Source organism: Gordonia soli NBRC 108243 (assembly GCF_000334455.1).
GTDB classification, from domain to species: domain Bacteria; phylum Actinomycetota; class Actinomycetes; order Mycobacteriales; family Mycobacteriaceae; genus Gordonia; species Gordonia soli.
This window is the reverse complement of the sequence record NZ_BANX01000047.1, coordinates 1-23417: the sequence shown is the minus strand read 5'-3', so window position 1 is coordinate 23417 and position 23417 is coordinate 1. Positions and strand designations below refer to the sequence as shown.

Annotated in this window: 31 protein-coding genes; all 31 read right to left on the bottom strand. The window is 65.8% G+C overall.

The features are described from left to right. Positions 1 to 70 precede the first annotated feature (70 nt). A complete protein-coding gene (locus tag GS4_RS24290; RefSeq protein WP_007625670.1) occupies positions 71 to 439 on the bottom strand; it encodes a hypothetical protein in 369 nt (122 codons plus the stop codon). Next, on the bottom strand, positions 439 to 903 hold the full coding sequence (locus tag GS4_RS24285) for a hypothetical protein (protein ID WP_007625669.1): 465 nt from the start codon (positions 901 to 903) through the stop codon (positions 439 to 441). Before GS4_RS24285 ends, GS4_RS24290 begins: the two co-directional genes overlap by 1 nt. Further along, entirely contained in the window at positions 903 to 1196 is a 294-nt protein-coding gene (locus tag GS4_RS24280) for a hypothetical protein (protein ID WP_007625668.1), read from the bottom strand. The genes GS4_RS24285 and GS4_RS24280 overlap by 1 nt, the downstream gene beginning before the upstream one ends. A gap of 1 nt (position 1197) precedes the next feature. Beyond that, complete coding sequence (locus GS4_RS24275) at positions 1198 to 2109, bottom strand: hypothetical protein (protein WP_007625667.1); 912 nt, start codon at positions 2107 to 2109, stop codon at positions 1198 to 1200. Further along, positions 2109 to 2384: a hypothetical protein gene (locus tag GS4_RS24270; protein ID WP_007625665.1), complete on the bottom strand. Its 276-nt coding sequence runs from the start codon at positions 2382 to 2384 to the stop codon at positions 2109 to 2111. Before GS4_RS24270 ends, GS4_RS24275 begins: the two co-directional genes overlap by 1 nt. After that, on the bottom strand, positions 2381 to 3094 hold the full coding sequence (locus tag GS4_RS24265) for a M15 family metallopeptidase (RefSeq protein ID WP_007625664.1): 714 nt from the start codon (positions 3092 to 3094) through the stop codon (positions 2381 to 2383). The genes GS4_RS24270 and GS4_RS24265 overlap by 4 nt, the downstream gene beginning before the upstream one ends. 10 nt (positions 3095 to 3104) lie before the next feature. Continuing rightward, positions 3105 to 4700, bottom strand: a complete 1596-nt coding sequence (locus GS4_RS24260) for a Gp37-like protein (protein WP_007625663.1) — start codon at positions 4698 to 4700, stop codon at positions 3105 to 3107. Further along, the gene (locus GS4_RS24255) at positions 4697 to 5557 is read right to left on the bottom strand and encodes a hypothetical protein (protein WP_007625662.1); all 861 of its coding nucleotides are present in this window, start codon (positions 5555 to 5557) and stop codon (positions 4697 to 4699) included. The genes GS4_RS24260 and GS4_RS24255 overlap by 4 nt, the downstream gene beginning before the upstream one ends. Continuing rightward, a complete protein-coding gene (locus GS4_RS24250; protein ID WP_007625661.1) occupies positions 5554 to 10629 on the bottom strand; it encodes a tape measure protein in 5076 nt (1691 codons plus the stop codon). Before GS4_RS24250 ends, GS4_RS24255 begins: the two co-directional genes overlap by 4 nt. Further along, positions 10629 to 10979, bottom strand: a complete 351-nt coding sequence (locus GS4_RS24245; protein ID WP_007625659.1) for a hypothetical protein — start codon at positions 10977 to 10979, stop codon at positions 10629 to 10631. Before GS4_RS24245 ends, GS4_RS24250 begins: the two co-directional genes overlap by 1 nt. A 68-nt stretch (positions 10980 to 11047) precedes the next feature. Then, a complete protein-coding gene (locus tag GS4_RS24240) occupies positions 11048 to 11413 on the bottom strand; it encodes a hypothetical protein (protein ID WP_007625657.1) in 366 nt (121 codons plus the stop codon). Between the two features lie 103 nt (positions 11414 to 11516). After that, positions 11517 to 12146, bottom strand: coding sequence for a phage tail tube protein (locus GS4_RS24235; RefSeq protein WP_007625656.1), 630 nt, complete (start codon positions 12144 to 12146; stop codon positions 11517 to 11519). 101 nt (positions 12147 to 12247) lie between these two features. Continuing rightward, positions 12248 to 12667: a hypothetical protein gene (locus GS4_RS24230; protein ID WP_007625655.1), complete on the bottom strand. Its 420-nt coding sequence runs from the start codon at positions 12665 to 12667 to the stop codon at positions 12248 to 12250. Next, positions 12664 to 12975 (bottom strand): hypothetical protein, encoded by a 312-nt coding sequence (locus GS4_RS24225; protein ID WP_007625649.1) that lies wholly within the window; start codon positions 12973 to 12975, stop codon positions 12664 to 12666. Before GS4_RS24225 ends, GS4_RS24230 begins: the two co-directional genes overlap by 4 nt. Next, positions 12962 to 13237 carry a hypothetical protein gene (locus tag GS4_RS24220; RefSeq protein ID WP_007625647.1) on the bottom strand — a complete coding sequence of 92 codons (276 nt, stop codon included), beginning with the start codon at positions 13235 to 13237 and terminating at the stop codon, positions 12962 to 12964. The genes GS4_RS24225 and GS4_RS24220 overlap by 14 nt, the downstream gene beginning before the upstream one ends. Beyond that, positions 13230 to 13448 (bottom strand): hypothetical protein, encoded by a 219-nt coding sequence (locus GS4_RS24215; RefSeq protein WP_007625645.1) that lies wholly within the window; start codon positions 13446 to 13448, stop codon positions 13230 to 13232. The genes GS4_RS24220 and GS4_RS24215 overlap by 8 nt, the downstream gene beginning before the upstream one ends. Positions 13449 to 13457: 9 nt before the next feature. Next, positions 13458 to 13826, bottom strand: a complete 369-nt coding sequence (locus GS4_RS24210) for a hypothetical protein (RefSeq protein ID WP_007625644.1) — start codon at positions 13824 to 13826, stop codon at positions 13458 to 13460. 3 nt (positions 13827 to 13829) lie between these two features. After that, on the bottom strand, positions 13830 to 14231 hold the full coding sequence (locus tag GS4_RS24205; RefSeq protein WP_007625642.1) for a hypothetical protein: 402 nt from the start codon (positions 14229 to 14231) through the stop codon (positions 13830 to 13832). Beyond that, positions 14228 to 14671, bottom strand: coding sequence for a hypothetical protein (locus GS4_RS24200; protein WP_007625636.1), 444 nt, complete (start codon positions 14669 to 14671; stop codon positions 14228 to 14230). Before GS4_RS24200 ends, GS4_RS24205 begins: the two co-directional genes overlap by 4 nt. Continuing rightward, positions 14671 to 15603, bottom strand: a complete 933-nt coding sequence (locus tag GS4_RS24195; protein ID WP_007625634.1) for a phage major capsid protein — start codon at positions 15601 to 15603, stop codon at positions 14671 to 14673. Before GS4_RS24195 ends, GS4_RS24200 begins: the two co-directional genes overlap by 1 nt. A 3-nt stretch (positions 15604 to 15606) precedes the next feature. Then, positions 15607 to 16017 carry a structural cement protein Gp24 gene (locus GS4_RS24190; RefSeq protein ID WP_007625632.1) on the bottom strand — a complete coding sequence of 137 codons (411 nt, stop codon included), beginning with the start codon at positions 16015 to 16017 and terminating at the stop codon, positions 15607 to 15609. 2 nt (positions 16018 to 16019) lie between these two features. Beyond that, entirely contained in the window at positions 16020 to 17291 is a 1272-nt protein-coding gene (locus tag GS4_RS24185) for a head maturation protease, ClpP-related (protein WP_051989842.1), read from the bottom strand. A gap of 5 nt (positions 17292 to 17296) precedes the next feature. Continuing rightward, positions 17297 to 18649 (bottom strand): phage portal protein family protein, encoded by a 1353-nt coding sequence (locus tag GS4_RS24180; RefSeq protein ID WP_007625628.1) that lies wholly within the window; start codon positions 18647 to 18649, stop codon positions 17297 to 17299. Between the two features lie 19 nt (positions 18650 to 18668). Next, positions 18669 to 20273 carry a terminase large subunit domain-containing protein gene (locus GS4_RS24175; protein ID WP_157226758.1) on the bottom strand — a complete coding sequence of 535 codons (1605 nt, stop codon included), beginning with the start codon at positions 20271 to 20273 and terminating at the stop codon, positions 18669 to 18671. Then, the gene (locus tag GS4_RS26505; RefSeq protein ID WP_157226757.1) at positions 20230 to 20874 is read right to left on the bottom strand and encodes a P27 family phage terminase small subunit; all 645 of its coding nucleotides are present in this window, start codon (positions 20872 to 20874) and stop codon (positions 20230 to 20232) included. The genes GS4_RS24175 and GS4_RS26505 overlap by 44 nt, the downstream gene beginning before the upstream one ends. Before the next feature lie 243 nt (positions 20875 to 21117). Beyond that, positions 21118 to 21255 (bottom strand): hypothetical protein, encoded by a 138-nt coding sequence (locus GS4_RS25775; RefSeq protein ID WP_157226756.1) that lies wholly within the window; start codon positions 21253 to 21255, stop codon positions 21118 to 21120. Between the two features lie 262 nt (positions 21256 to 21517). Continuing rightward, positions 21518 to 22216, bottom strand: a complete 699-nt coding sequence (locus GS4_RS24160) for a hypothetical protein (protein ID WP_007625616.1) — start codon at positions 22214 to 22216, stop codon at positions 21518 to 21520. Beyond that, positions 22213 to 22551 (bottom strand): hypothetical protein, encoded by a 339-nt coding sequence (locus tag GS4_RS24155; protein ID WP_007625614.1) that lies wholly within the window; start codon positions 22549 to 22551, stop codon positions 22213 to 22215. The genes GS4_RS24160 and GS4_RS24155 overlap by 4 nt, the downstream gene beginning before the upstream one ends. Then, complete coding sequence (locus GS4_RS24150; RefSeq protein ID WP_007625609.1) at positions 22551 to 22772, bottom strand: hypothetical protein; 222 nt, start codon at positions 22770 to 22772, stop codon at positions 22551 to 22553. Before GS4_RS24150 ends, GS4_RS24155 begins: the two co-directional genes overlap by 1 nt. Beyond that, the gene (locus GS4_RS25770; RefSeq protein WP_157226755.1) at positions 22769 to 23029 is read right to left on the bottom strand and encodes a hypothetical protein; all 261 of its coding nucleotides are present in this window, start codon (positions 23027 to 23029) and stop codon (positions 22769 to 22771) included. Before GS4_RS25770 ends, GS4_RS24150 begins: the two co-directional genes overlap by 4 nt. A 176-nt stretch (positions 23030 to 23205) precedes the next feature. Then, on the bottom strand, positions 23206 to 23417 hold a 212-nt coding region (locus tag GS4_RS26030; protein WP_217997707.1), incomplete at its 5' end, for a hypothetical protein.

The following is a 23417-nucleotide window of genomic DNA, read 5'->3' as shown; positions in this document are numbered from 1 at the left end:
TCCCCCGGCAAAGCACCCAACATCCCACCACTCACCGGTTCACCAGCACCACGAACCTTGTAGCGGCGCATCAGATGACCCGCCGAACACCACGGTTGGCGTCCCGAAGATTGTGGGCCTTCTCCGGATGGTCCTCCTCGAGCAGCGGGATCACCTCATCAACCTTGTCGACGAGCGTGTTGATCGCATCCTTCACCGCCCGGAGTTCGTTGCGCAGTTCCTCGTTGTCCTGCCGGAACTGCGCCGACACCGCTGCTGCCGTCTCGGAAATGATCTGCGCCGACTCGGCTTTGGTCTTATCGGCCTGCGCCAACTGCGCCGCCGACTCGGCCTTGCTCTTTGTGCGGCCGAACAAACCCTGGATGATTGCGCCGATGATCCCGGCAACAGCGGCGATACCACCACCACCGACGAGGATCGTTGCCAGCGAGACGCCCATCATGACTCCTTCGCGTGAGCCCGAATGGCCCGCAGCTTCCGCACGTCTCGAATGGAGATCACCGCAGCCAATATGGTGAACCCGGCCGCCATGTAAACAGCGAAGAGACCGCGGCCGAGCCACGATGCCTGTACCACTGCGGACACGTACGCGCCGAGCGCACATGTGATGCCGATGTTTGACCACAGTTGCAGTTGTCGTCCGGTGTACTGGTCGTGCAGGAGTTGTCCTGCCAGACAGGTGATCGGGCACAGGGTGAGTAGCCCGATCCACACCCAGTGGGCGCCGCCACCCAACTCGCCCCGAACTGTGGTGGGGGCGTCGGTGAATGTCATGTAGACCCCGGACAGCCACAGGAATGGGTAGAGCGCTGTCTGACACAGCACTCCGCCGGTGTCGACGGTCGTCCACCACCATGTCCACGCCTGCCGAGTTCGGTTGCGCAGCGCTTCCCGGAGGGACATCAGTCGCGTCGATGCTGGCCGACGTACTGCTCGACCTGGGCGACAGTCGACGGGGTGATGCCGTTCTTCGTCTTCAGCACACCCAGCACCGTGAGGACGGCGATGACCGATCCGATGCCGGTCTCGACCTGACCGGGAATGTCGACACCGTTGGACACCAACAGCCACACGATCAGACCTGCCGCACCTACGGCGGAGGTGACGGTGTTGGAGAACCGCGCATACCATGGCTGCGACTCGAGTTCGGTGCGGAGGTGGTCGACGAGTTCGGTGTCGGGGGTCGGGACGGTCATGTCACTTGCCTTCCGTTGTGGGGTTCTTCACGACGCCCTTGGGGTCGTAGAAGCCGGGGATGCCGAGCGCCGCTCCGATGGCGGCGAGTGCGTCCACGGCGGTACGTCCGCCGAGCTGAGACCAGCCGGGGAACGACTTGTCCAGGTCGACGACCTTCTTGCCGTCGACGGTCTTGTAGACGAGGTCGCGGGCGCCGACGAGCTGCTGCCGGATGTCTTTGACGTCGGAGCCGATGGGGCCGTTGAAGGCGCGGGTGAACTCGTTGATGCGGTCGACGTCTGTCGTTGCCATGGGGGTGCCTCCGATTCCGAACAGGGTCTTGAGTTGGTCGATGGACAACGCCGTGTAGTTGGCGTCGCAAGGTCCGAACGGCGCGCACTGCACGCGATCGGAGTACTGGTGCGCGAACCGATTCGGGTACGCGTAGGACTGGCCAGGTTGGCCGTTGTAGTGCGGCACCACCAGCGGCACGTCGCCGCGGGACTGCCACAGCACCGGATCGGCCTTCGGGTTGTAGTAGCCGATCACCCGGGAGCCGCCGAGCCAGCCACGCACCCGGGCGATCTCGTCGTTGATCTCCACGGAGTGGTCGCGGGTGGGGATGGCCCCCTGTGACGAGCCCTGCCCCGACTCGACGTCGACCATGCACACGATGCGCGGGTCGATTCGACCGTTGCGGGTGACGACCTGCCGCCACAGGTCGCAGTTCGCCGCCCCGGGCCGGAAGAAGTAGTACGGGATCACGATGTCGAGGTCGCCGTCGGCGAGTGCCTGCAACGCCCAGGTGAGGTTGGCGTCGGCGCGGGTGTCCTTCACGCTGCCGGTGTTGGTGCGGAACGAGAACACCCGATGCGGATAGTCGTCGTCGACCGTCCGCTGAAACTGTGAGACGTCCGCCCAGTAGGTACCCATCAGCAGTCCTTCCAGACGCCGTCGGTGAGGAATCCGTGCAGGCCGCAGTCGGCGCACATGATCGACGGGGTGACGGTTACCGGGTCGGTCGAGACGATCGTGTGGCCGTTGTCGAGCTGCAGCAGAGGTGCGGTGTGCAGGACAATGTAAGGTCGTCGGCACTCGTGGCGCAGCCGCACTCGGCCGTCCGGGTACCAGACCGTCTGTACGCGGCCGTGATCCACGATCCGGCCGTAGCCCTCCTCGGTGAGGTCGGGCATGTCGGTCGTGCTCATCGGTTCACCACCCGGTCGAGGACCGCGCCGAGGCCGTCGGTGACAGTGCGGTTGCCGAGCTGGCCCCAGCCGTCATACTCGCCAGCATCACGCGACCCAATGCCGCACAACTGCTCCCGGACGTCCTTCGTGTCCGAGCCGATCGGACCCATGAACACCTGCGTGAACGCGTTGACCTTCGCCGCATCGAGCGCTGTCTTGCCGACCGAGCCCTTCAGCTGGCCGTCGACGATGCGGCGGCGGACGAAGTCGATCAGCCGGTCGGATGCGCCGTCGCCCTTCGCGGTGCCGCTGTTGAGTTGGAAGTGCATCTCGTCCTTGCGGGACCAGTCCGCGCCCCAGAAGATGATTCCCTCGAACTCGGTGAGACCCCGGCGTATCGCAGCCACCCGGGCCGGGAACTCCCGCGCCATCCGGTCCCCACCCCACGGGTACTGCGGGGCGTTGATGTCGAGTGCGGTGCCCGACAGGTGGTTCGACGTCGACACGTCGTTGGTGTTCGACCACCCCCACGTTGCTGAGACGATCTCGCCGGGAACGTTCTGGTCGTACCAGTGCGCGAACGCCGACAACGCCTCGAACGCCCAGCCCTTCCGAACCGGCGCGGTGTCCATGAACGCGAGACCCTGGATCAGCGCACACTCGTCACGATTGACCATGCGCCACCCGTTCTCCGAGTGGGTATTGCCGTAGGCAGTGCGGAAGCTCATAGCGGTCCTCTCATTCGCTGAGCGCGGCTCGGGTGAGCCAGGTAGAGAAGCGGCGGATCTTGCCCAGCGCGATCGACCCCGGCTCACGCTCGGCGTCGGGGCGGCCGATCTGCAGCGTCAACTTGCCGCGCACGTTGCGGCTGTCCTCGTAGGTGATCTCCTCGAGGAACTCGACCTCGACTTTCCCGCTGGGCATCTGGACACCGACGAGGTCGCCGAGGTGCAGGTCCTTGCCGATGAAGTACGGCGACCCGTTCTGCACTGAGATCGAATGCGAGATGTACGGCCGCGTCGCCCAGTGCGCCGTTTTCATCCCCGCGACTGTGTTGAGCGATAGGCCTGTGGTCGACGACTCGGCGAACGTCTCCTTGAACCGCCACGGCCCAGCCTCGTTGGCGCGCTGCAGATCCTCGGTGGAGTGGAACGCCATCACGGTGTCCTTGACGAGCCCGTCGAAGATGCCGAGCGCGAGACCGGGCAGGCCGATCGCCGCGCCCAGCGCCCCCAACAGCAGGTTCGCGCCGGTGACCATCGCGGTGTTGAGCCATTCGGGCGACTTGCCGCCGGCGGTCACACGCGACGCCATCGCGGTGTGGGTGGTCTGCTCGAACTCGTCGGCGGGCGCGTACTTCCCGGTGCCGTAGATCGCGATCGGCTTGTTCGCGATCGTGCCCTCGATGGTGTCGACGTACTTCTGGTAGCCGTCGTCGCCGAGGATGGGGTACAGGATCCAGCCGAGGAAGTCGCCGGCCACCTCGAGACCGGTGCGGAAGAATCCGTCGATGATCGTGCCGGTCCAGCCGGCCGGGCGTCCCTTCTCGACGAAGTCGATGATCAGTTTCGGTTCGGTCAGGGTGACGAACTCGGGGAACGGTTGTGGATCGACGTCGGGATCGAAGAACTGGTAGGTGATCTGGAGGTCGTTGGCGAGGCAGACCTCGGTGAAGGCCTCCATCGCGTTGTCCATCCGCCACGACGCCGAGTCCCATTTCGTGGTGTCCCCGAGGAACTTGTTGCGGGGATTGACCATGATCGGGTGGAACGCGTTGCGGACGAGGTTCCAGGTTTCGAGCTTGAACAGGTTGCCGGTCGGGATCGACCACAGCGGGGCCTGGAGTCGGATCAGGTTGGCCGCCAGAGCGAGTGCGCACATGCTCGCCGACGGGCCGAGGCCGAACCAGAACTTGATCGGCTGGAACTCGGGCAAGAACCAGGGGCACGGGTAGAGCCGGATCCAGTTCAGATGCTCGAGCGCGCCGACGGCTTCAACCTCGTAGTACCGCTTGAGGCCCTTGCGTCGACGGGTGAACTTCGTGATGAACCACAACGTGGTGTACCCGGGCAGCCGCACCACGATCGGACGCACCGTCGCCTTCGGCTGTCCGTCGAAGTACGCCTCGTAGTAGTCGTCGAACGGCAGCACCATCGTCAGACCGCCGGCCTGCGAGCGTTTGTCGGTGAACTTCAGCTCTTGGTGGTCACCGACGATCGACCACACCTTCATGTCCTTGGTGCGCAGTTCGATGTGGGGCCGCGGGTTGCGGTACTCCTCGCGCTCGGCCGCCTCGTCGTGGGTGAGCGTTGCGAATGCGTCCCTGACGCTCACAGCAAGCCCTCGTACTGCTGGGCGGACACGACCCACAGCTCGGTGTTGGTGTTGCCACCGGTGACGGTGATGTCGACGCGAGTGACCTCACCGTCGGGCACCGGGTTGGAGTAGCGTGCCCCCTTCATCAGCGGCCACAGGTTGCGGCCAGTGGTCATGCTGCGGATGATCGGGCGGGCCTCGTCGGTGTTGATCAGGATCGTCTCGTTGGCGAGGACGGTGAACGGGTGGTCGACGTCGTTGCCCGCGTATCGGAGCCGGAGACGACCGGGACCGCGGAACGCGAACTGCGGCCACGCCTGCCAGAGCGGGCCGGGGTATATCGGCACTGATCCGCGACCGGTGTTGGTGCGGTTGCGCCAGGATGCGGCGTGGTCGGCGGCCCGCGCGAGGGGCTTCTCCACGATCAGCATCAGCTCGAAGTGCGCGGCGCGGGTCTTGCGGGGGTCGATCTTGTACATCGGCTTGAAGTGACCCAGGCGTGCCGCGACCCACCGCCAGCCGGTGACGTTGGTGTAGACGAACAGCCACCCGATCCGCTCGCGGCGCACCTGGGTCTTGAAGTGCTCGACGCGGCGGCGGAAGTCGTCGACGTCGGCACCGAGGATGAACATCGGCAGCACGAGTTCGGCGTGATCGAGTGTCCCGCCGATGTATTCCTCGCCCCACTCGCGCGCGGCCGCGCTGAACAGTGCCTTGATGTCGACGTGGCCGATGCCGTCCATTTCCTCGGCATCGATCCACGGGCCCAGTTCGGGCGGTGCGGTCTGCTTCGCGCCGGACCAGCGCATCCGTTCACCGGTGTGGGCGACCCACTCGACGATCGTGTGGTCGGTCAGGACCGCCGTGCCGCTCACCAGCCACCCACCAGGGAGTCGGACCGCGCCGCCCGACGTAGCTCGCGACCAGTCTCTCGCGCTGCCTCGGCCGGGTCGTGGGTGTACTGGTTCTCCACGTAGACCAGCGGCCCTCGCTCACGTGGACCGTCCTGGGAGCCACCGTGGTCGATGTCGTCGAGTCGTGGTGCCCGAGGCATGTTCCCGGCGGCCATATCGGCGACCGTCTTGAACTCCATCGCCGACGGCAGTTCTTCCAGCATCGAGTCGATCGACGCCCACTGTGGCGCGGTGAGGATCGCCTCGGGACGTCCGGTCTTGTTCGCGATCATCGACAGTCCCGTCTTCAGCCAGCCGCCGGCGTCGTAGAGCGCTGCCTGATCGACGAGCGCGGTTGCCCGGGCGATCTTCTGCGCGTACCGGTCGGGGAATGCGCTGCGCTGCACGGCTTGCGCGGCGGCACCCATGTCCATCGACTCCCAGCCACCGACCTGCTTGAGCGCGTTGTAGAACAGGGCTGCGCTCTTGTGGGGGTCCATGCGGTCGGCGGTCGAACCCCACGAGTCGCGCTGCTGGAACAGGCCGACGCTGTCGTGATCGGAACCGACGGCGTCGTGGGGAAGTTTCAGCGACTCGGGGTTGCCGGTGTTGGCGTACATCTTCATCGGGTCGCCGACCTCGACGAGCGCGGTCGCGTTGCCGATGATCGCGGCCCGCTTGGGCAGGCCCATGTTCTTCGCCTGCTCGGTGATCGCGAATGAGTAGCGGTCGGAACCCTCGCCGAGGTTCGGCATCTTCGTCGTGAGCGGGGTGTCCTTCTGCTGGAACGTCGCGCCGGTGCCGTAGGTCGGATCGGCGTACCCGGCACCGCCCGCCGTCGTGCTGTCCTTGCCCTGCGCGGTGCTGTCGCCGGCGCCGGACGTGCCCGCCCGCGCGGCGTCGGCGCCCTGCTGCTGCGTCGCCTGCTCCTTCGGCGCGACCGCACCGGAGATCGCGTCGTAGAGCTTCTTGAAGCCGAAGAAGTCGAGGGTGTCGCCGAGGATGCTTTCGCCGGCGGCGCGGCTGGTCGAGTCGACGAGCTTGCGGACTTCCTCGAGCTGCTTCCAGTTCAGGACCGCCTCGGGCCGTCCGGTCTCGTTGCGTACCACCGACAGACCCTTGGGGAGGTAGCCGCCCTTGTCACGGAACAGGCCGAGGGGGTTGGTGATCACGCTCGTGATCGAGGTGGTGATGTCCTTGGCCTTGTCGTAGATCGCGCGCAACTGCGACCCGAGCTTCCCGACCACGTCGAAGGTGGCGTCGACGGCCTTGTCCTTCGTGATCGTGAGGGCCTTCGGCGGGATACCCAGCCACTCCGGCGGCGGTGCGCCGATCGCGGCCGTCATGCCCTGCTTGATCGGATCGAGAGCCTTGTCCAGGATCTCCTTGATCTTGCGTTTGATGACATTGCCCTGCTCGGCAGCCGATGGGCCGCCGGCGGATTCGAACGCACCGTCCGCGCCGATGCCGAGGTGGAAACGGCCTGGCTTCGCGTTGTTCCACTGCGCGTCGTCAGCACCGGCCGCCGGGCCGCCGTAGGCGACGTTGCCGTGCGCACCGCCGGACTCGACGTTGACGGTCGCGTACGGGCCGACCGCGGTCAGGGTGCCTGACGTGTGACCGCCGCCCGGGCCGCCGGGGTCGTCGTTCACGCCAACGGAGAAGCCCTTGCCGAGGCCCGGCTTCCACGGCTGGCCGCCGGGGAACGAGCTCGTGGCCCAGCGACGTACGCCGCGGCCGCCGTTGATGATGGCGTCGGCGATCATCGACATGTAACCCGAGCAGTCCTCGTTGCCCCAGGTGTAGGGGTTGCCGTTGCGCGACTTCGCTGCGAGATGGCCATTCTCGAGCTGGCCCTCCCACGCCGGCCGCACCTCGCCGCCGGTCTTGTATCCAGGAATCCCTGCGGCGCGGAGGAATCCGGCCATGTCGGCCCCGCGCGGTGCAGTCGCGATTGCGTCCTGCGACCCGGCGGGCAGCGATGCGACACCGCGAGCCGCATCCCACGTGAAGGGGATGCCCCGCTCGATGAGTGATCGCATCGCATACATGGCTCGCTGACCGCCGGCGCGCACGACGTCCATCACGTCCCACACGTGCTCGCCGGGCATCATCAAGGCGTGGACAGAGTCCTTGCCGCGCTTGGCGCCCTGGCTCATCGGGACCGGGCCGCCCTCGGCGAACGCGACGGGTGCCAGCGGCGACATCTGCTTGAGGCCGGGCAGGAAACCCGCGATCGTGTTCCACGCCTTGAGGAGTCCGTTGTTCCACACGGTGTTGATCACGAAGTTGATCGGTGTGGCGACGAAGCCCTTCACCTTGTCCCAGGCGGTCTTGATCCCATCGACGACGGTGCCGAAGAAGTCGCGGACTCGCCCGAGTCCGGCCTTCATGCCTTCCCACGCGGGAGTGATGACGGTGTCGATCACGGTCCGGATGCCGGTGCCGAGGAGGTTCCATCCGCCCTTGATCCAGTCGAAGATCGTGCGGAGTCCGTTCCACAGGAGTCCGGCACCGGCCTTCACGGCATTCCACACCGGGGTGATGACGGTGTCGGCGATGACACGTAGGCCCGTGGCGAGCAGATTCCACCCGGCGCTCAGCCAACCGAAGATGACCTGGATGCCCGACAACATGAACTGGGCGCCGGTCTTCACCGCGTTCCAGATCGGCATGATGACCGTGTCTTTGACGATCGCAAGCCCGGTCCCGAGCAGGTTCCACCCGGCCTGGAATAGGCCGAACACGACTCCGACGCCGGCCCACATGTACTGGACCGCGAGCTTGATGCCATTGAAGGCAGGGGCGAGGATGCTCGTCCACACCCAGGTGGCGACGGTGCCGATCAGTCGGATACCGGCCATGAACAGCTGAAACATGGGGTTGATGACCGTGTTCCACGCGACTTGCAGCGTGGTCTTCATCAGGTTCCACGCGACGAGGATCGTGCCGCCGATGATCGTGCCAACGATGGCACCGAGGATCTTCACCGCGGTCATGAATCCGGAGATGATCGGGCGCACAACGCCCCACACGGCCGAGAAGACAGCCTTGACCATGTCCCAGTGCTTGATCAGCTGGGTGACGACGCCGATGATGATGCCGATCGGTCCGAGACCGAACACGAGGATCTGCCAGAAGCGACGCACGAACCCGATGACGGTGCCGACGGCGCTGCCGATCGCGGAGAACACTCCCTTGAGGAAGCCCCACGTAGCGGCGGCAGCGGTCTTGATCGCACCCCAGGTCGCGGCCCAGACCTTGCGTCCAACTTCGGTTTTGGTGAAGAACAGGACCAGACCTGCAACCACCGCGGCAATGCCCGCGACAATCCAGGTGATCGGCGATGACCACAATGCCGAGTTGAAAAGGACCTGGGCGACGGCTGCTCCGCGCGTGGCGATACTGAACGTCTTCAGCCACTTCAGGAAGCCGCCCGCCGCAGCGATCTTCTGCTGCAGGTTGAAGGCGAGCATTCCCAGCGTGAGCGATCCCAGCGCCACAGCGGCCACCGTGAACGCAGGGGCCCACTCGCGGACGAAGCTGATGACGTCTTGAATTGAACGGCCGGCGCCCTTCAGTGTGTTGCCGAACGCGTCGATCTTGGGGATCGCGGCATCAAACAGTCCCGGTAGACGCTGGAATACAGGCCCGAGAATGGTGGCACCGAGGCGACCGAGCGCTGCCATGACGTTCTTCAGGCCGCCCGAAAAGCTCTTTCCCGACTCGAGTGCCGCCCCACCGAGCCCGCTCTGCATCGCAGACTGGAACTGGGCGAAGTTGATCTTGCCCTCGGATGCGAGCTTGACGACCTCCTCGCCGGTTTTCCCGAGTTCCTTCCCGAGTAGCTGAACAATCGGGATGCCCGCGTCAGACAGCTGCGCGATGACGTCGCCTTGGATCTTGTTGCTCGTGGCGACTTTGTTGAAGATGGACCCCATCTCCGACATCGAGGTGCCGGCGATTGTTGCGGCGTCACCAGTCAGCGTGAGGTACTTCGTGAGCTCCTGGCCCGGCTTGATGCCAGCCGCGACGGCGCCTGCGGCAGACGTGGCAGCCTCATCGAGCCCGAAGGCGGTTCCCTTCACGGCGGCGTTGGCCGATTGCATGATGGTCGAGACGGTCTGCGCGTCGTGGCCGAGGCCCTTCAGCTTCGCCGAGGCGTCGTCGATGGCCTTAAGTCGAGTGAAGCCCTTGGTGAACGCCGTAGCGATTGTGGCCCCGGCCGTGGCCATCGCGGCTCCGCCGGCAACCTTGAGCATGCTGGCCATTCGAGAGCCCATGCCGCCGACCCGTTGTGTCGTGTGATCGGCCTTGTCACCAACCTTCTCGACCGAATCGCCAGCCCGGTCCGCGTCCCGCGCCAGCGTCTGAGCGGATTGGGCCGCCTCCTGTTGGGCGGAGGCGAGCAGTAACTCGCGCGATCGCACGGTGTCAGTCGCGGCGGCATGATTGCGCTCGGCGGCGGCTACTCGCTCCTCGCCCTGCGCCAGTTGCGCCTGAGTCGCTTTGCCTGAGTCACGCAACTCCTGCAGTCGAACCTCGGCTACCCGCACCTGACCGGCGGCCGTCTCGGTCTGATTGCGGGACTGACGCAGTTGGTCTTCAGCGCGGATGATCGTGCGTGCGGTCGTGGCTTCGCCGCTACGGATCCGCTCGAGCTGCTGCGAGCCCGTAGCCACCCGGGACTGTGCCGACTCTTCGGTGCGTCGGGCCCGCGCGAGATCCTCCTCGGCCTTCGCCAGCTTCGCCGCCGTCGCGCTACCCGAGTCCCGGAGCTCCTGGAGCTGTTGCTCTTTGACGCGCACATTGCCGGCGGCGTCGGCCTCATCCTTGCGTGCCGACGCGATCTGCGCCGACACTCGCTCGATCTCCTTCTTCTGCGAGGCCAGGCCGGCGGCGGCGGACTGGCCCGCCTTCTTTCCGCCGGCCTCGAACTCGGCGGACATTGCAGCAGACGCCCTCTTGCCGGCCCCGGATGCCTCCTTGATGATCGGGCCGGTGAAGCCCTTCATCGAGCTCGCTACGGGCACATAAACCACGGAGGTCGCCATTAGGTCCTCACCTCCTTGATCGCTTGTCCCTCGTCGTCCTCGATGCGCAAAAGCCCTGCGTCGGAGTCAAATCCGGACTTCAGAACACTCATGACCGTCACGGAATCAAGATCGCCACGGCTGCCGAAGTGTCGGTCTTCCTCGGTCTGTTCCGACCAGGGGAATCGCGGGTGCTGCTTCGCCACCTTGATCCGGGGCTTCGGGTTGAATGACCGGGCTGCGAGCTGGGCTGTCTGAACTTCCATGGCGCGAATCGCCATCCAGAGGAGTTGTTCGCTCCAGCCCCAGGCTTGTCCATCGGTACGGGCGCGGTGGACGGCCGAGTCCTGCGGAAGGGCCTCGATCAGCACTCGGAGCTTTCGCAGGCTGATGTCGCCACACCAGTACTCGGCGACAACATCGCGCCCATATTCGGCCTCTAGCGCTGCTTCGACTTCTTCGATGCCATGCGCCGTGAGGATCGATTGGGCCGTGTAGGGTTTCCGTTCTGATCCGTGGCCTGTTCGCGCTTCATGTGCTCGCGAAAAGCGAGGAAGAAGATTGACGAATTCCCGCCAGCTTCAACGAATTTGTCGAACTGGTCGTCGCCCATGTACCAGGCGGCGATGTCGACATCGAACTTCAGATCGTTGAGGTCATCCTTCTCATCGTCGTCGAGCATGAGCGGGTCGCGAAAGGTCCACTCCTGCGGCGGTTCGCCGAAGATGAACGAGGTCGACTTCCCGTCGTCGCCTCGAGCGTCGGCTCGTTGGGCGATGAGCTTGTTCAGGTCGATGTCAGCCATGGCAGGCCCCTTTCATTGTGTGGAAATCGGCAGGCCCAGAACAGAACTGAGGTCACGGGGTGGGGCGGGCCTGCCACGGTTAACCTCCCCACCCCGCAACCGATCAGGGGGTGGGCGCGGTGTATTCCTGCAGGCCGGTGGTGTCCCAGCCCTCCAGGAAGATGCGACGCGCGGCCACAGTGCGGCCCGCGATCTCGACCGGGAACCCGGTGACGGTGACGTTGTAGCCGATCATCTCGTCGGACTTGTAGGTCACCTCGCCACGTTCGGTCACCTGTGCCGCCGGCAGCGAGATCCGGCGGGCATTGGCGCCATCGACGACGGTGAGGGTCAGCAGATTCCGGGTGACGTCTGGCTTGCCGCCCTCGTCGAAGAACACCGATCCGTCGTCGTTGAGATACATGTCGTCGGCCTTGACGCCGTAGTAGAACCCGGCGGTCGCGAGCGTCGACTGCCACAGCGTGAACTCGAACGTGACGATCGATCGGGTCACTTCGTATCGAATCGCCGCATTCTCCTGCCACGGGACGAACTCCTGGTTGTCCTCGTCGCGTCCCTCGGTGACGCCATCGTCGGAGATGTACCCGAGGTTGGTGTGTGCGCCTGCCCCGGTGGTGGGGAGATTCGACATGTCGTGGGGGAGCGCGGTGCCCAGGGCGGCGATGTCGATTCGCCCTGTCACACCGACGCGTGCCGCCTCGGCCTCGAACCCGGCAATGGTGGGAACTGCCATCACGTCCTCCTAGTTGCGTGTAGGCATGTGGAGCAGCCCCCGGGAATGGGAGTCTGCGGAGGGTCCGTGGCAGGCCCGAGTCTGTGTGGCGGTGCAGGTTTTCAGCTGGGGCGTCGACCGACGCGGAAGCTGTACTCGCCGTGTTCGCGCTTCACGCGCGGGTTGAAATCCGGTGCGCGACTGAACGCCGAGTCCTCAGAGACGTGCTTGACGTTGCAGTCGACGTTCCAGACGAGGGAGAACAGGATGCCGCGCACCCGTGCTGCGAGGTCACGCGATCGCTCGCGGGTTGCGGCGAGGACGTAGAAGTCGGCGGCGAAGATGTCGATGAGTGGCCCACCGCCGGCCTGCCACGGCATCGCTGCGTGGCTGCCGGGGACGTCGAGAACGAGGACGATCGGTAGGCGTTGCTCGAGCGCGGTCTGCGGCGGCAGTTCATCCCCGACGTACGCCAGCGGCAGAGCAGTGTCGAGCGCCCGAATCACTTCGAACAGTGAGTCGGGGAATCCGGCGTCGGTCATTTCGATCCGACCGCCCTGCGGAGCGTGCGGCGGCGCGCGGTGCTGGAGGTTCCGTGCTCGCCGTCGGCGTCAGTGGATTGCACGTGGTAGACGAGTCGACCGTTCGGCATGACGCGTCGGTCGAGCGTGATGTCGGCGGTGCCGCCGTTCTCTGCGGCGTCGAGGCGTCGGGCCCGGTTCGCGATGTCAGTGGCACGCTTGAGCACCGCGGCCTCCACTTGAACCGTTTCGTTCGCAGCCTGGAAGATCTCGTCGGTGTCGATGACGACCTCGACGCCTTCGCGGGTGCGGACTCTAACGACGGGCATGGTTCCTCAGCGCGTCGAGCCGATCCTCGAAGCCCTGCTCAGGTGTCGGCGGGGCCGTCGGTGCGGCATCGTCCTTCTGCGGCAGCGCGGCGACTGAGCGGACCTGATCGACCTCGAACGTGAGGGTGACCGTCGCGCGCCCGCCTTCGGTGACCGCCTTCGCGCCAATCGACGACAGCGCGACCGGCAGCTCGGTTCCGTCGATCGTGACCTTGTCGTCGCGGTAGTCGAGAACGATCTCGACCGGGGTGTAGTCAGGCATGGAACGACTCCTCGATGAACGCGCGGCTTTCGGCAGCCTGCGCGCGCTGCTGGTCGGTGCCCATCGCCTCGACCACCGACAGTTGACCGAGAATCGACTCGCGAACCGGGATACCTGGCAGCGACATCGGGCGAGCGCCCCTAGCGATGGCGTGACACTCGGCCAACACCCAGAACCCCTCGGTGACTGCCTCTTTCAACGTGTCAGGCATGGCAGGCCCCTATCCGTTTCGATGTTCTAGAGCGACCGACACGTGGTCGACGCCGGATTCGTACTCGTCAGATGGCCACCGGTGGACCTCGCCGGAGATGTCGAGATCGACACCGCCGTAGCCGATGCGGTCGGTCGGCCGAACATCGAGGTCGCAGCCGTCGGGAGTGCACAACCACAAAACCGTCTTGGTCGCGATGCGGGTGCCGTTCTCATCGAGCTCCACCTCGGTGCGCGGCTGGACGTCGACGCCGAATGCGATCGGGATCCGCTGCGCACCCTCCGCGAGGTCGTAGGTCAATTCCTCGCCGGCCGGGTTGTACCGGGTCACCTTCTTCGCCGGCCGCAGGATCGTGGCCGACTGCTCGTAGAAACCCACGACTTAGTAGTCGTTCCGCGGGAAGTTGTGGCGAGGAAGCGGGTTCGGCGATATGCCGAGCTGTGCCCAGTGGAAGTCGGTGAACAGGAGCAGAGCGTCGGGGTTGGTCAACGTGCCGCCGATCGACTCCGTCTTCTCGCCGACAGTCTTCGTCCTCGTGTACGACGAGTGGCCCGCGGTCGACGCCTGGAGCGCGTCACTCTGAAGCGCGGACCGCACGACCTGAAACGACACCAGCTTCGCGTCCGGGTCATCGGCGGCGATTTCGGGAACGCGGTTGCGAATACGCCGGGCGGCGGCCGCGAGGAGTTGCTCAGCGTAGAGCTTTTCGGACTCGGAAAGAGGGCGCCACTGCTGCTCGAACTCTGTAACCGTCAGAAACGGCGCCCCCTCTCCGTTGGTCATCCGAAGCGCTCGATCAGCTCGTTCTTCGACAACGCCTCGGCCTCGGCACGCGAGAGACCGTTCTTGCCGCCCGACGCCTCATGGAGGCCGACGACATAGTTCTCCCAGTCCTTCACCGGGGCCACCCGCTTCGGCTTGCCGGTGACCGGGGTGCCGATCTGCGGCGGCACCGCAGAGTCGAGACCGCCGTCGTCACCCGGATTGGGCGTGACCGCACCCTCCCGACCTTCGGCGCGCGCCGCCGAGGCCTCCTGCAGCGCCAGCCGAGCGGCCTCCTGAAGCGCCTCCGCCTCCGCGATCGCCTCCGGGGTGGCGATCGCCTTCGCGCGCAGGAGGCGGTCGACCTCGGACTCGGGCGGGGCGATGACGTCGCCCTTGAGGTGTCGCACGCCCTGCGCGTCACGCCACGAGCTGGCGGTCACGATGTACTCGGCCGCCATCAGGAGATCCCTGTGATCCAGCAGGCCGACTCGGGCTCGTCCACGCCGATCATGCGGATCTGCGTGGTGTCCGAGCGCCACGACTCGGTCGGCCCGCCGTTGGGCCCGCCACCCTCGCCGTACAGTCCGGTCGACTCCAACGGCCGCGGGTCCGCGTAGAACCCGGTGATGCCTCGCTGTGCGACCAGTGCCCGGTCGAGCGGCCACAGCGGCGAATGCAGCACGTTGAGGTTGAGCACCTTGTTCGGCAGCTTCCCGGTGTAGCGGATGTTCTGATCCGCGACGTTGCCGACGTAGATCTTGTTGAACTCCTCGTCGTCCATGAAGTCGTAGAGCAGCGAGGAATTCAGCACGAGGGTGTCCGGGGTGTAGCCACGCGGCTTGGTCGGATCGTTGTCGTAGATGGCACCAGCGATGCGCTTGCAGGCTTCCTTGATGTCGGTGCGGATCTTCGGCGTGGCGCCATCCCACGCGGACGTGGCTGCGACGTCGGGGACCGATGCGTCCTCGAGAGCGGACCGGAAGCCCGCGTCGTTGGCGCGGATGACCGTGTTGGCCGTGCCGGTGATCTGCTTGCGCAGCTTGTCGATCTTGTTGAAGTCCCGCATCTCACGCGAGATCCGGACGGCGGTACCGACCTTCACGCCGCGGGCAACCTCGGGCAGTCCTTCGCCCAGGTCGAACACGGGGATCTCGCCGAACTCGGCGACAGCCTCCGGCTCGCCGTCGAGGAACAGCGGCGTGGAGCGTTCGAACTGCACCAGCAGCGATCCCGGGTTGCCCGCGTTGCGGAACAGGGTCTCGCCGAGGATGTTGTCGCGCACCAGGTCGATCACCCGCTGCGGGATGGCACGAGGATCGCCCATCACCTGCCGGACGGTGATGTTCTTGCCGTCGTCGATCGAGACGACGGGGGTCTTGTCAGTTGCCATGGGTCAGCCTCCCAGTCGGACGAGGACGATGTTGTCCGCGCCAGTGATCTTCTCGATGACGCGGCCGACGATCTGGGTGATCTTCGCCGCCTCCGGTGCCTTCTTCACAGCGCCGGACGTGTGGGCCACAACGAGATCCCCCACGTTGGCGCTGTTGTTGGACTTGATCGGCACCACTGCGGGCGCCGACGCGACGGTCACCTGATCGGTGCCGACATAGAGCACCCCAGGGGTCGGGGCCGCCTTCGGTGCCGCGTCGGTCAACGCGACCCCGAGGACCTTCTCCGAGTCCGCGGTGGCGGGCACGGCGCTACGCGGCCCGGCGCCCGGGTGGACCACCTGGCCGCCCACGATTGGCGCCTCGGCCGTGTGGGTGATCCGGCCGTGCTCGAACTTGACAGTGATTCCGGCCATGATCAGCCCTCCAGTCCCTTGTAGGCGTCGCCCTCGCGGACGTTCTTGACGCTGTCGAGGTCCGGCTCGGTCGAGTGACCGAGTTCCGACAGCGGTACAGCGGTCTCGTCGGGCAGGTCGGCGAGGAGCTTGGTGGTGCCCTCGGTGTCGGCCTTCATCAACGCGAGGAAGTGGTCGCGGCGGGCCGAGGTGATCTTGCCCTTGCTGATCGCCGAATCGACGACCTTCGCTTGCTCGCCAGCCACCTGCCGATCGCGGGCATCCTTGCCGGCGGCCGCCTGCGCGGTCACCTCGTCCCACTTGGCCGAATCGACCAGGCGCAGACCGTGCTTGGCAGCAGCGGTGTTGAGGTCGCCGACAGACGGTTCGGTGTCGCCATTCCCGCCGTCGGGGGTCACGTCGTCGGCGCGCTCGGCGAGAGCCTCTTCGAGCGCCTTGAGGGTGGTCTCGTCGTCCGCATCGGCGTCGATGCCGAGGCGCTCCGCGAGGCCTTCTTTGAGAGTGGCCACGGGGGCCTCCTTTCCTGACAGCCCCGCCGATGCCGCGGGGATGAACGGGGCCGGCGCCTGGCGGCGTCCAGCGTGGGCGTACGCGCGCAGATCGAACCGCGCTGCCGCCTTCTTCGAATCGGCCTTGTCGTCATCGAGCACCCGGTCGGCCAGGCCTGCCGCTACGGCTTCGTGGGCGGTGTACCAGGTTTCGGCCGTCATGGCCTTGCGCCAGTCCTTCACCTCGCCACCGGTCTTCTCGGCGTAGATCGAGGCGATGTTGTCGCTCGCGCGGTGCAGCCATTGCGCGTACTCGGCCATGTCGGTCGCACTGCCGATGCAGATGCCACGCGCGTCGTGGATCATCATTTCGCTGTTGCGGCAGACGATCACCTCGTCGCCGGCCATTGCGATGAAGCTGGCTGCCGATGCCGCGAGCCCGTCGATCTGGACTGTCACGCTCGCGTCGTGGTTGCGCAGCGCGTTGGTGATCGCGAGCGCGTCGTAGACATCGCCGCCGGGGGAGTTGATCCGTACCAGGATCGATTCGGAGTCGACATTCGCGAGTCCCTGCACGAAGTCCTGTGCGCTCACGCCCCCGAACCACGGGTCCGGGTCGATCACGTCGTAGATCAGGATCTCGGTGGTCGAGTCGTCGGCCTTGTTCGATGGCGCCTTGATCTCGTACCAGCTGCGGCGCTCGGCCTTCGGGTGCAATGCCTGACGCGCGTTGTCGAGCTTGCGGGCGGCAGGCTGGTTGAGCAGTTCGGTCAGATTCACGGTCACTCCGATCAGAAGAGGGTCGCCTGCGCAGCGCTGGTGGGATTGCGCGGCCCGCGACGGTTCTGCGCTGTCGTCGGCGGAACTGGGGGTTGAGGGGAGTCGGCGTCAGACGACCTGGCAGGCAGGCCGAGACGCTGGCGCATCGTCTGTTCCACGAGTACGTCCGGCGAGAGCAGGCCCGCGTCGACGAGCATCTTCAACGCTGCGGCCGTCGCGTCTTGGCGAGATCCGATCTCGTCGAACACCAGTCGGGGCGCAGGTTCGTCCGGGCCCCAGTTGACATCGACGAGGTCCTCGATGACGTGAGCTGTCGCGGTGTCGCGGACAGTCTCGGCGAAGGTCTGGACCGACTGCACGAACGTGTCGGCCTGCACCGATGCGAGTGCGTAGGAGCCGCCGCCCGACAGGTTGAGGAAGTGAGCGAGACCGGCGAGCGCGATTGCCTTGTCGTGGTAATCGATCGCCTGCTGGATGTCGGGCAAGTTGCCCTGCACGCCCTTCAATTCGAGCTTCGCCCCCGCGGGCAACGCCGCTCCAGCCGTCTCGCCACCGCGGTAGCTCATTGCGATCTCGGCGAGCTTGTCGACCTCGTCCTGCGTCGCATGCTCGGGAGCCTCGCCAATCGGCACGCCCACGCCGTTGCGGCGGATCGCCATCGCTTGGTAGCGGATCAGCTCGTCCTTGAGCAGCCAATGCTTGTAGGACGGTCGCAACAGCGACTTACCCGTCCACTGACCGGGCTCCATGTCGCGGGTGTAGACCACCAGCCGTTTGATCGGCAGCGTCAACGGCTTGATCCCGTAGACGATCCGGCCGTCGGACGCGGGCGAGTACTGCTCGATCGAGTCGAGACCACCATCGAGCGCCACATTGAACTTCGACACCGTCCGCTGTGGACGTGGACCTAGCTTCGCTAGCCACACTCGTCCGTCGTCGTCGATCCGATACACCTGCTCGAAGATGGAAAATCCGTACTGCAGGTTGCTCAGCGCCCAGGCGAGGTGCTGGGTCCACGAGAAGCGGCCCCGGGTGCGGGGCAACGGGTCCTCGGCGGACGCACCCAAGACCGGAAGGCCGATGTTGCGCGAGACGTGCTCCACCACTTCGTCCCGAGCGCCGTTCGGCTCAATCCGCCAGGGGGTCCGCAAGATCGGCAGCTTCACCGCGGACAGTAGCGACGACACCCGGGAGTCCTCACGCTCCATCCGCGAGTACACGGTCAGGCAGTTCGGGAACTGCAGCTCGGGTAGCTGCTCCTCTTCGAGCCACTGCGAGAAGGTCGGTAGCGAGGACTGATCGGACACGTAGCCCTTCTCGCGCAGCGAGGGGACGGGGCGTGGGGTCGAATCGGGTGTCGTCACAGGTCACCTCCTCGTCAGGTCAGAAGCCGATGGACAGTAGGTCGAGGTCGCTCGAACGAGTTGGCGTCGTCGGGGTGGAGCGCCGGCCGCCGGCCGAGGGCAGTGCGCGTTCGGTCGCCGTCTCGTAGCCGAACGACACCAGCCCGCCGTGCGCCAACGTGGCGGCGATCATCGGCGCCGTAGAGCCGTCATCGGTACGGGTCCACACGAAGTCGCCCTGTGGCAGGTCTCGCTTCACCACGGTCTCGACCGCCCGGGTGAGCGCCGGCTGATCGGTGTGTGACAACAGGCCCGCCACCGCGTCGTCGAGGAAGCCACCAGACCATGCAGCCATCTGCGGGGTTGTGGCCTTCTCGGGCTCAATCCCCACGGCGATCAGCTTCGGCACGATCACCGCCGTCGGTGACCGGGAGTCGATCACCACTGCGACTGGGTCCCACGCCTCAGCCATCCGGACTACGAACGCCACAGCTTGGTCGTTGGTGAGACCGCTACCGTCGGGCGACGACTCGGGCCATCCAACCTCGACGTGCGTACGGCCGTCGTCGGTTCGCTGCGCTGCAGCGAACACCCAACGACGTCGATCGGGCGAGAGTTCGAGCCCGACCGCGATAGGGCCAGTCAGCCTCGGTGAACGATTGCGCATGTCGGACCAGCCCTTGATGATCGGCTCGTGCGCGGCGTGCGATGACGGCCACCTGCCATACGAGAGGCGCTCGATCTCCCACTCCTCGAGCGCGTTCCGGAAGCTGTCGAGTTCGTCCTCGATGTACTCGTGAGAGACGAGCGCGTACCCGGGCTCCACCTCGTGACCCAGCGACGGGTTCGCCGCAGCCCAGGTGTTCGGATCTGCACGCCAGGCCGCGCGCGCCTCGATGTCAGCCAGAGCGTCATCGGTGCGAGCAGGTGGCTCGGGTGCCGACCACTCCATCCACAGCAGGTTCTTCGGCGGGTTGGCTGACATGGCCGCATCCCGCAGGCTCGCCCACTTGCCGCAGTGCTCGTGCACCTCGGCGTCGGCAGCCGAACCGAGGTACCAGATCTGGAGGTTCTTCGCCGTGGTGAGCAACGGACGGATCGCAGCCTGACTCGCCTTCGACCAGATCATCGCCTCGTCGATCACCAGGCGGTCGACCGAGAAGCCACGCAGGCCCGACTTCGTTCGAGTGCGGTAGCGGATCTCGCTGCCGTTCTTCAACCGGATCCACTCTTTGCCGTTGCCAATCCGGATCGAGTCGACCTGATCCTCGAGCAGCGGGTGCGAGTTGATCAGGCCCTGCAGTCGGCCCATCGACTCCAGTGCGGTCTGGAACTCGTGCGCTGTGTGCAGGATGTGGACGCCTGGTTCCTTCAGCATCCACGCGAGCTCGACCACCTCGATCGAGGCGGTCTTGCCGTTCTGCCTCGCAACCAGCAGACCCACCTCGCGAGCAGCCCACCGCCCAGTCTCGGTGCGCGCCATACCCTGACGCACCACATCGCACTGCCAGTCGAGAAGCGTTGCGCCCGCAGTCCACGCGATGTCGAGCGCTTCCTCGCCACGCTCGAAGTCGACCGCGCCGGCAACCTGGTGGTGAACCCTAGGCTGGCGATGACCGAGCGGCGCGAGCCCTGGCAAGTTCATCCTCGAGACTCGGCGGCGCATCGTCGGCCGCATCGTCATCGTCCGACTGATCAGCAGGCGAACCCAACGGCATCAAGTCATCTCGATGAATCAGGACACTGCCGAACAGATCAGGCCTGCGCTCTACCCACCCGCGAATCTCACGCGATGCCGACCGCTCGATCTCCACCGCCGGGTGAGCGACGAGGTCACCGTTGGCCTTCTCGACCACCACACCGTCGGTATCAATGCGGTCACGGGCAGACTCTGCACGCCGCACCTGACCGGCGAACGCAGTGATCGCAGCACGGTCGCGAGCAGGTCTGCCCTCAGCGATCGCGAGGAGGTCATCGGACAACGTCACGAGCGCACCTCCAGTCGTCTGGGCATCCACGCAGGTCAGGCGGCCGAAAATCTTGAGAGGGCCCCTACGGCGAGACTCCGCCGGTAGTCTCGCTTTTTCTCTCTCCCCCGGGCGGTAGCCGGGGTTATCGGGGCCATGCCATGGCCCGAACGCCCAGTTCGGGCGCGATGGCCGTCGGATCTTCCACGCGACCACCGGTGATCGCCGGCCTGAGGTGATCGCGACTACCGTCACCCCGCTGCTTGTTGCAGCGTCCATGGAGAAGTCGGTCTGCCTTCGCGCCGCCGTGGGCGCGAGAGTGTGAGTGATCGGCGGCGAGAATGCCCGTGTCAGGGTCGGAGCTCATCGGGTTGTAGTCCACGTTCAGCGTCGGGTCGCGGAACATGGGCTCGCCACACCACCAGCACGGGGTGCCATCCACGTGCACTCGCAGCAGGCCGTCGCGAGTCTTGCGATGTTGATACCCGAGGCCGCGCTTGTGTGCGGAGGTCTTCGGCGCCATCAGCGGTGCACCCACTCCTCGTCCCACGCGTCCGCCCACGCCTGGTCTCGCTCGGCGCGTCGTCGCCGGCGTTCGCTCAGCTCGGCGCAGATTCTCGCGATGACGTAGATCGGAAGGATCGGGAGCCAGGAGAGCACGCGACCACCTCAGATCGAGGGTCTTGGGGGCCACCACGGCGCGGTCGCGGTTTTCCGTCGAAGGGTCGGAATCGCCGACGTTGGGGGATGGCGTTCACTCGTTCGGGCCACTGGCCGATGACGGAGTGAGGGCGGTTTTCCGCGCCGTGGTGGGGTCTGGGAAACACGAAAGGCGCCTCCCGCGGATACGGGAAACGCCTACGGCGCACAGCCTAGCACCCCACCGCGGACAATTTTGTCAAGTACCCCGCGCAGCGTTTCGTCATCTCACGTCCACCTTTGGCCGCGCGCGGTTCTCTCGAGCGCGTTTGTGAGCGGCAATGACGTCACCGAGGTGATAGAACCACGTGTCGCTGTCGTGATCCTTGGTGCCGGTGAGCATGTCGTGCTCGCGGAGGTATTTCACTCGCCGCACGGTCAGGCCGCGGCCCTCGTCGCCGAGCTGACGCGCCAGCTTCTCCACCTGTCTGGCTGTGACCACCTGCCGGTTCGCCGCCTCCACCTTCGCTGGCGTCACGCGGTACTCGGGCTGAAGCTGATTGACCGACCGGAGGCACTTGTCGATCACGGTCGTCAGGTGCCGGTAGTGCAGTGGCGCTTCCTCCATGAGCGCGAGCCCGAATCGGTAGCGGATCAGCCAGCGAGCGGCATCCTGCGTTGCGCCACCGATGTCGGGCACCTCAATCTTGCGTGTCTCGCACATGTCGCGGATCACGGTGGTGAGTTCGTTGTGCAATTCGTCGATGAGTGCGTCAATGTGCATGGCGTACGGCGGTTTTGAGTGCTGCTGCTTGTGTCCGCCACCTCCACCTGCGATGCCGCCCATTGATGCGTCGGCGGCCAGCGCGGCGTACATCGCGTCGAGGAGGTCGGGGTGCACCACCGCGTCGAGCTTCTCCTTCAGGTGATCGATCTCCGCGCGGGTGATGAAAAAGCCGTCGACATTCGCCTGCTGGGTCACAATTCCTCGCCGTCTTCGCCGAACTGGGACAGGATCACGAAGGTCGCCGGGGTGCGCGGCCGATCGCCAAGATCCCTCATGTCGAGATCGGTCGTTGCGGTGCCCATGCACAGCCCGCCGGCGATCGGGAACCGCGCTCCGTCGAAGCGGTAGACCGCCAACTCCTCGCAATGCCCGCGCTCGTTGTCGCTGATCAGCACCTGAGCATCCGGGGGAGCGGTCGCGAGCTTCGCCATCAGCTCCCGCACAGTCATATGTGAGCACCAGTCCTGGACGACGTCGCCGGTGTGCACGCGCTCGATCGAGTTGTCGGACCCTCCGTCTACCGTGCCCATCAACCCTCACCCCCGATCCGCTCATCAGAGGTGGGGGCAGGTTCCTGGTCGGACGTCGGGAAGCGTCCACCAGGAACCGAACCGGCTTCGACGGCCTCCGTCAGCGCCAGTAACGCCCATCCGATCGCGGCCAAGCCCATCGGAACATCACGCGCATCTGGTGATTCGGGGGTCATCCCCGACAGCAGCTTGAACGCTTCCTGTTTGGCCGGATTGCTCACAACTCCTCCTCGGCGTAGATGAGGGGCCGAAGCTCGGTCAAGATGTCGTCGATCGAGAATCCGCCGATGTAGTCGTCCTCATACCGCGCCGCGACAGCTCGGATTGGTGCCAGAGCTTCACGGGCGGCGGCGATCATGTCGTCGTAGCCCAAGTCGGGCTCGGTCCCCCTGTCCCACGCTCGTTGTGCTGCGGCGACAGCAGGATCACGGCGAAGCGAATCCTTCAACGCCTGCAGCAGGTCCGGGGTCTCACTCATCGGTTGTCCTCGGTCAGGTAGATGAGGGGTCATAGCTGCGGCCGACGTCTTCCCGTCCTCCAAACCCTGCGCATACGCGGTCAGCCACCGCTTCTCCGCAGTCGCCCGGATCGAGTCCGCCCACTCATTCATCACGCGAGCAATAGCATCGCCCACTCGATCAAACCTGGCTGCGCTCATCGGTTGTCCTCCGTATCGGGAGCAGGGGCGGGGGTGAGTAGAGAACGCCGGACGGTGATGTGGCTTCCGTCAAGTTCGACGCGACCCCGGTTTGCTTCTGACGCAAAGCGGAGGTGATGGTCGCCGGTGAGGCGGATGTGAATCCATTCACCCTTCTGCCACACGATCTCGCCTTCGATGCGACCCTTGCGGGAGTGCTGCCAGACGC

What these genes read in the sequence shown, in the direction of transcription:
- GS4_RS24220 (WP_007625647.1), bottom strand. Translation starts at nt 13,237, where the DNA reads ATGCCTGACTACACCCCGGTCGAGATCGTTCTCGACTACCGCGACGAC.
- GS4_RS24215 (WP_007625645.1), bottom strand. Translation starts at nt 13,448, where the DNA reads ATGCCTGACACGTTGAAAGAGGCAGTCACCGAGGGGTTCTGGGTGTTG.
- GS4_RS24250 (WP_007625661.1), bottom strand. Translation starts at nt 10,629, where the DNA reads ATGGCGACCTCCGTGGTTTATGTGCCCGTAGCGAGCTCGATGAAGGGC.
- GS4_RS24195 (WP_007625634.1), bottom strand. Translation starts at nt 15,603, where the DNA reads ATGGCAACTGACAAGACCCCCGTCGTCTCGATCGACGACGGCAAGAAC.
- GS4_RS26505 (WP_157226757.1), bottom strand. Translation starts at nt 20,874, where the DNA reads ATGGACGCTGCAACAAGCAGCGGGGTGACGGTAGTCGCGATCACCTCA.
- GS4_RS24240 (WP_007625657.1), bottom strand. Translation starts at nt 11,413, where the DNA reads ATGGCTGACATCGACCTGAACAAGCTCATCGCCCAACGAGCCGACGCT.
- GS4_RS24225 (WP_007625649.1), bottom strand. Translation starts at nt 12,975, where the DNA reads ATGCCCGTCGTTAGAGTCCGCACCCGCGAAGGCGTCGAGGTCGTCATC.
- GS4_RS24200 (WP_007625636.1), bottom strand. Translation starts at nt 14,671, where the DNA reads ATGGCGGCCGAGTACATCGTGACCGCCAGCTCGTGGCGTGACGCGCAG.
- GS4_RS24275 (WP_007625667.1), bottom strand. Translation starts at nt 2,109, where the DNA reads ATGGGTACCTACTGGGCGGACGTCTCACAGTTTCAGCGGACGGTCGAC.
- GS4_RS24175 (WP_157226758.1), bottom strand. Translation starts at nt 20,273, where the DNA reads ATGAACTTGCCAGGGCTCGCGCCGCTCGGTCATCGCCAGCCTAGGGTT.
- GS4_RS24190 (WP_007625632.1), bottom strand. Translation starts at nt 16,017, where the DNA reads ATGGCCGGAATCACTGTCAAGTTCGAGCACGGCCGGATCACCCACACG.
- GS4_RS24265 (WP_007625664.1), bottom strand. Translation starts at nt 3,094, where the DNA reads ATGAGCTTCCGCACTGCCTACGGCAATACCCACTCGGAGAACGGGTGG.
- GS4_RS24235 (WP_007625656.1), bottom strand. Translation starts at nt 12,146, where the DNA reads ATGGCAGTTCCCACCATTGCCGGGTTCGAGGCCGAGGCGGCACGCGTC.
- GS4_RS24290 (WP_007625670.1), bottom strand. Translation starts at nt 439, where the DNA reads ATGGGCGTCTCGCTGGCAACGATCCTCGTCGGTGGTGGTGGTATCGCC.
- GS4_RS24285 (WP_007625669.1), bottom strand. Translation starts at nt 903, where the DNA reads ATGTCCCTCCGGGAAGCGCTGCGCAACCGAACTCGGCAGGCGTGGACA.
- GS4_RS24155 (WP_007625614.1), bottom strand. Translation starts at nt 22,551, where the DNA reads ATGGGCACGGTAGACGGAGGGTCCGACAACTCGATCGAGCGCGTGCAC.
- GS4_RS24270 (WP_007625665.1), bottom strand. Translation starts at nt 2,384, where the DNA reads ATGAGCACGACCGACATGCCCGACCTCACCGAGGAGGGCTACGGCCGG.
- GS4_RS24230 (WP_007625655.1), bottom strand. Translation starts at nt 12,667, where the DNA reads ATGACCGACGCCGGATTCCCCGACTCACTGTTCGAAGTGATTCGGGCG.
- GS4_RS24280 (WP_007625668.1), bottom strand. Translation starts at nt 1,196, where the DNA reads ATGACCGTCCCGACCCCCGACACCGAACTCGTCGACCACCTCCGCACC.
- GS4_RS24205 (WP_007625642.1), bottom strand. Translation starts at nt 14,231, where the DNA reads ATGACCAACGGAGAGGGGGCGCCGTTTCTGACGGTTACAGAGTTCGAG.
- GS4_RS25770 (WP_157226755.1), bottom strand. Translation starts at nt 23,029, where the DNA reads ATGAGTGAGACCCCGGACCTGCTGCAGGCGTTGAAGGATTCGCTTCGC.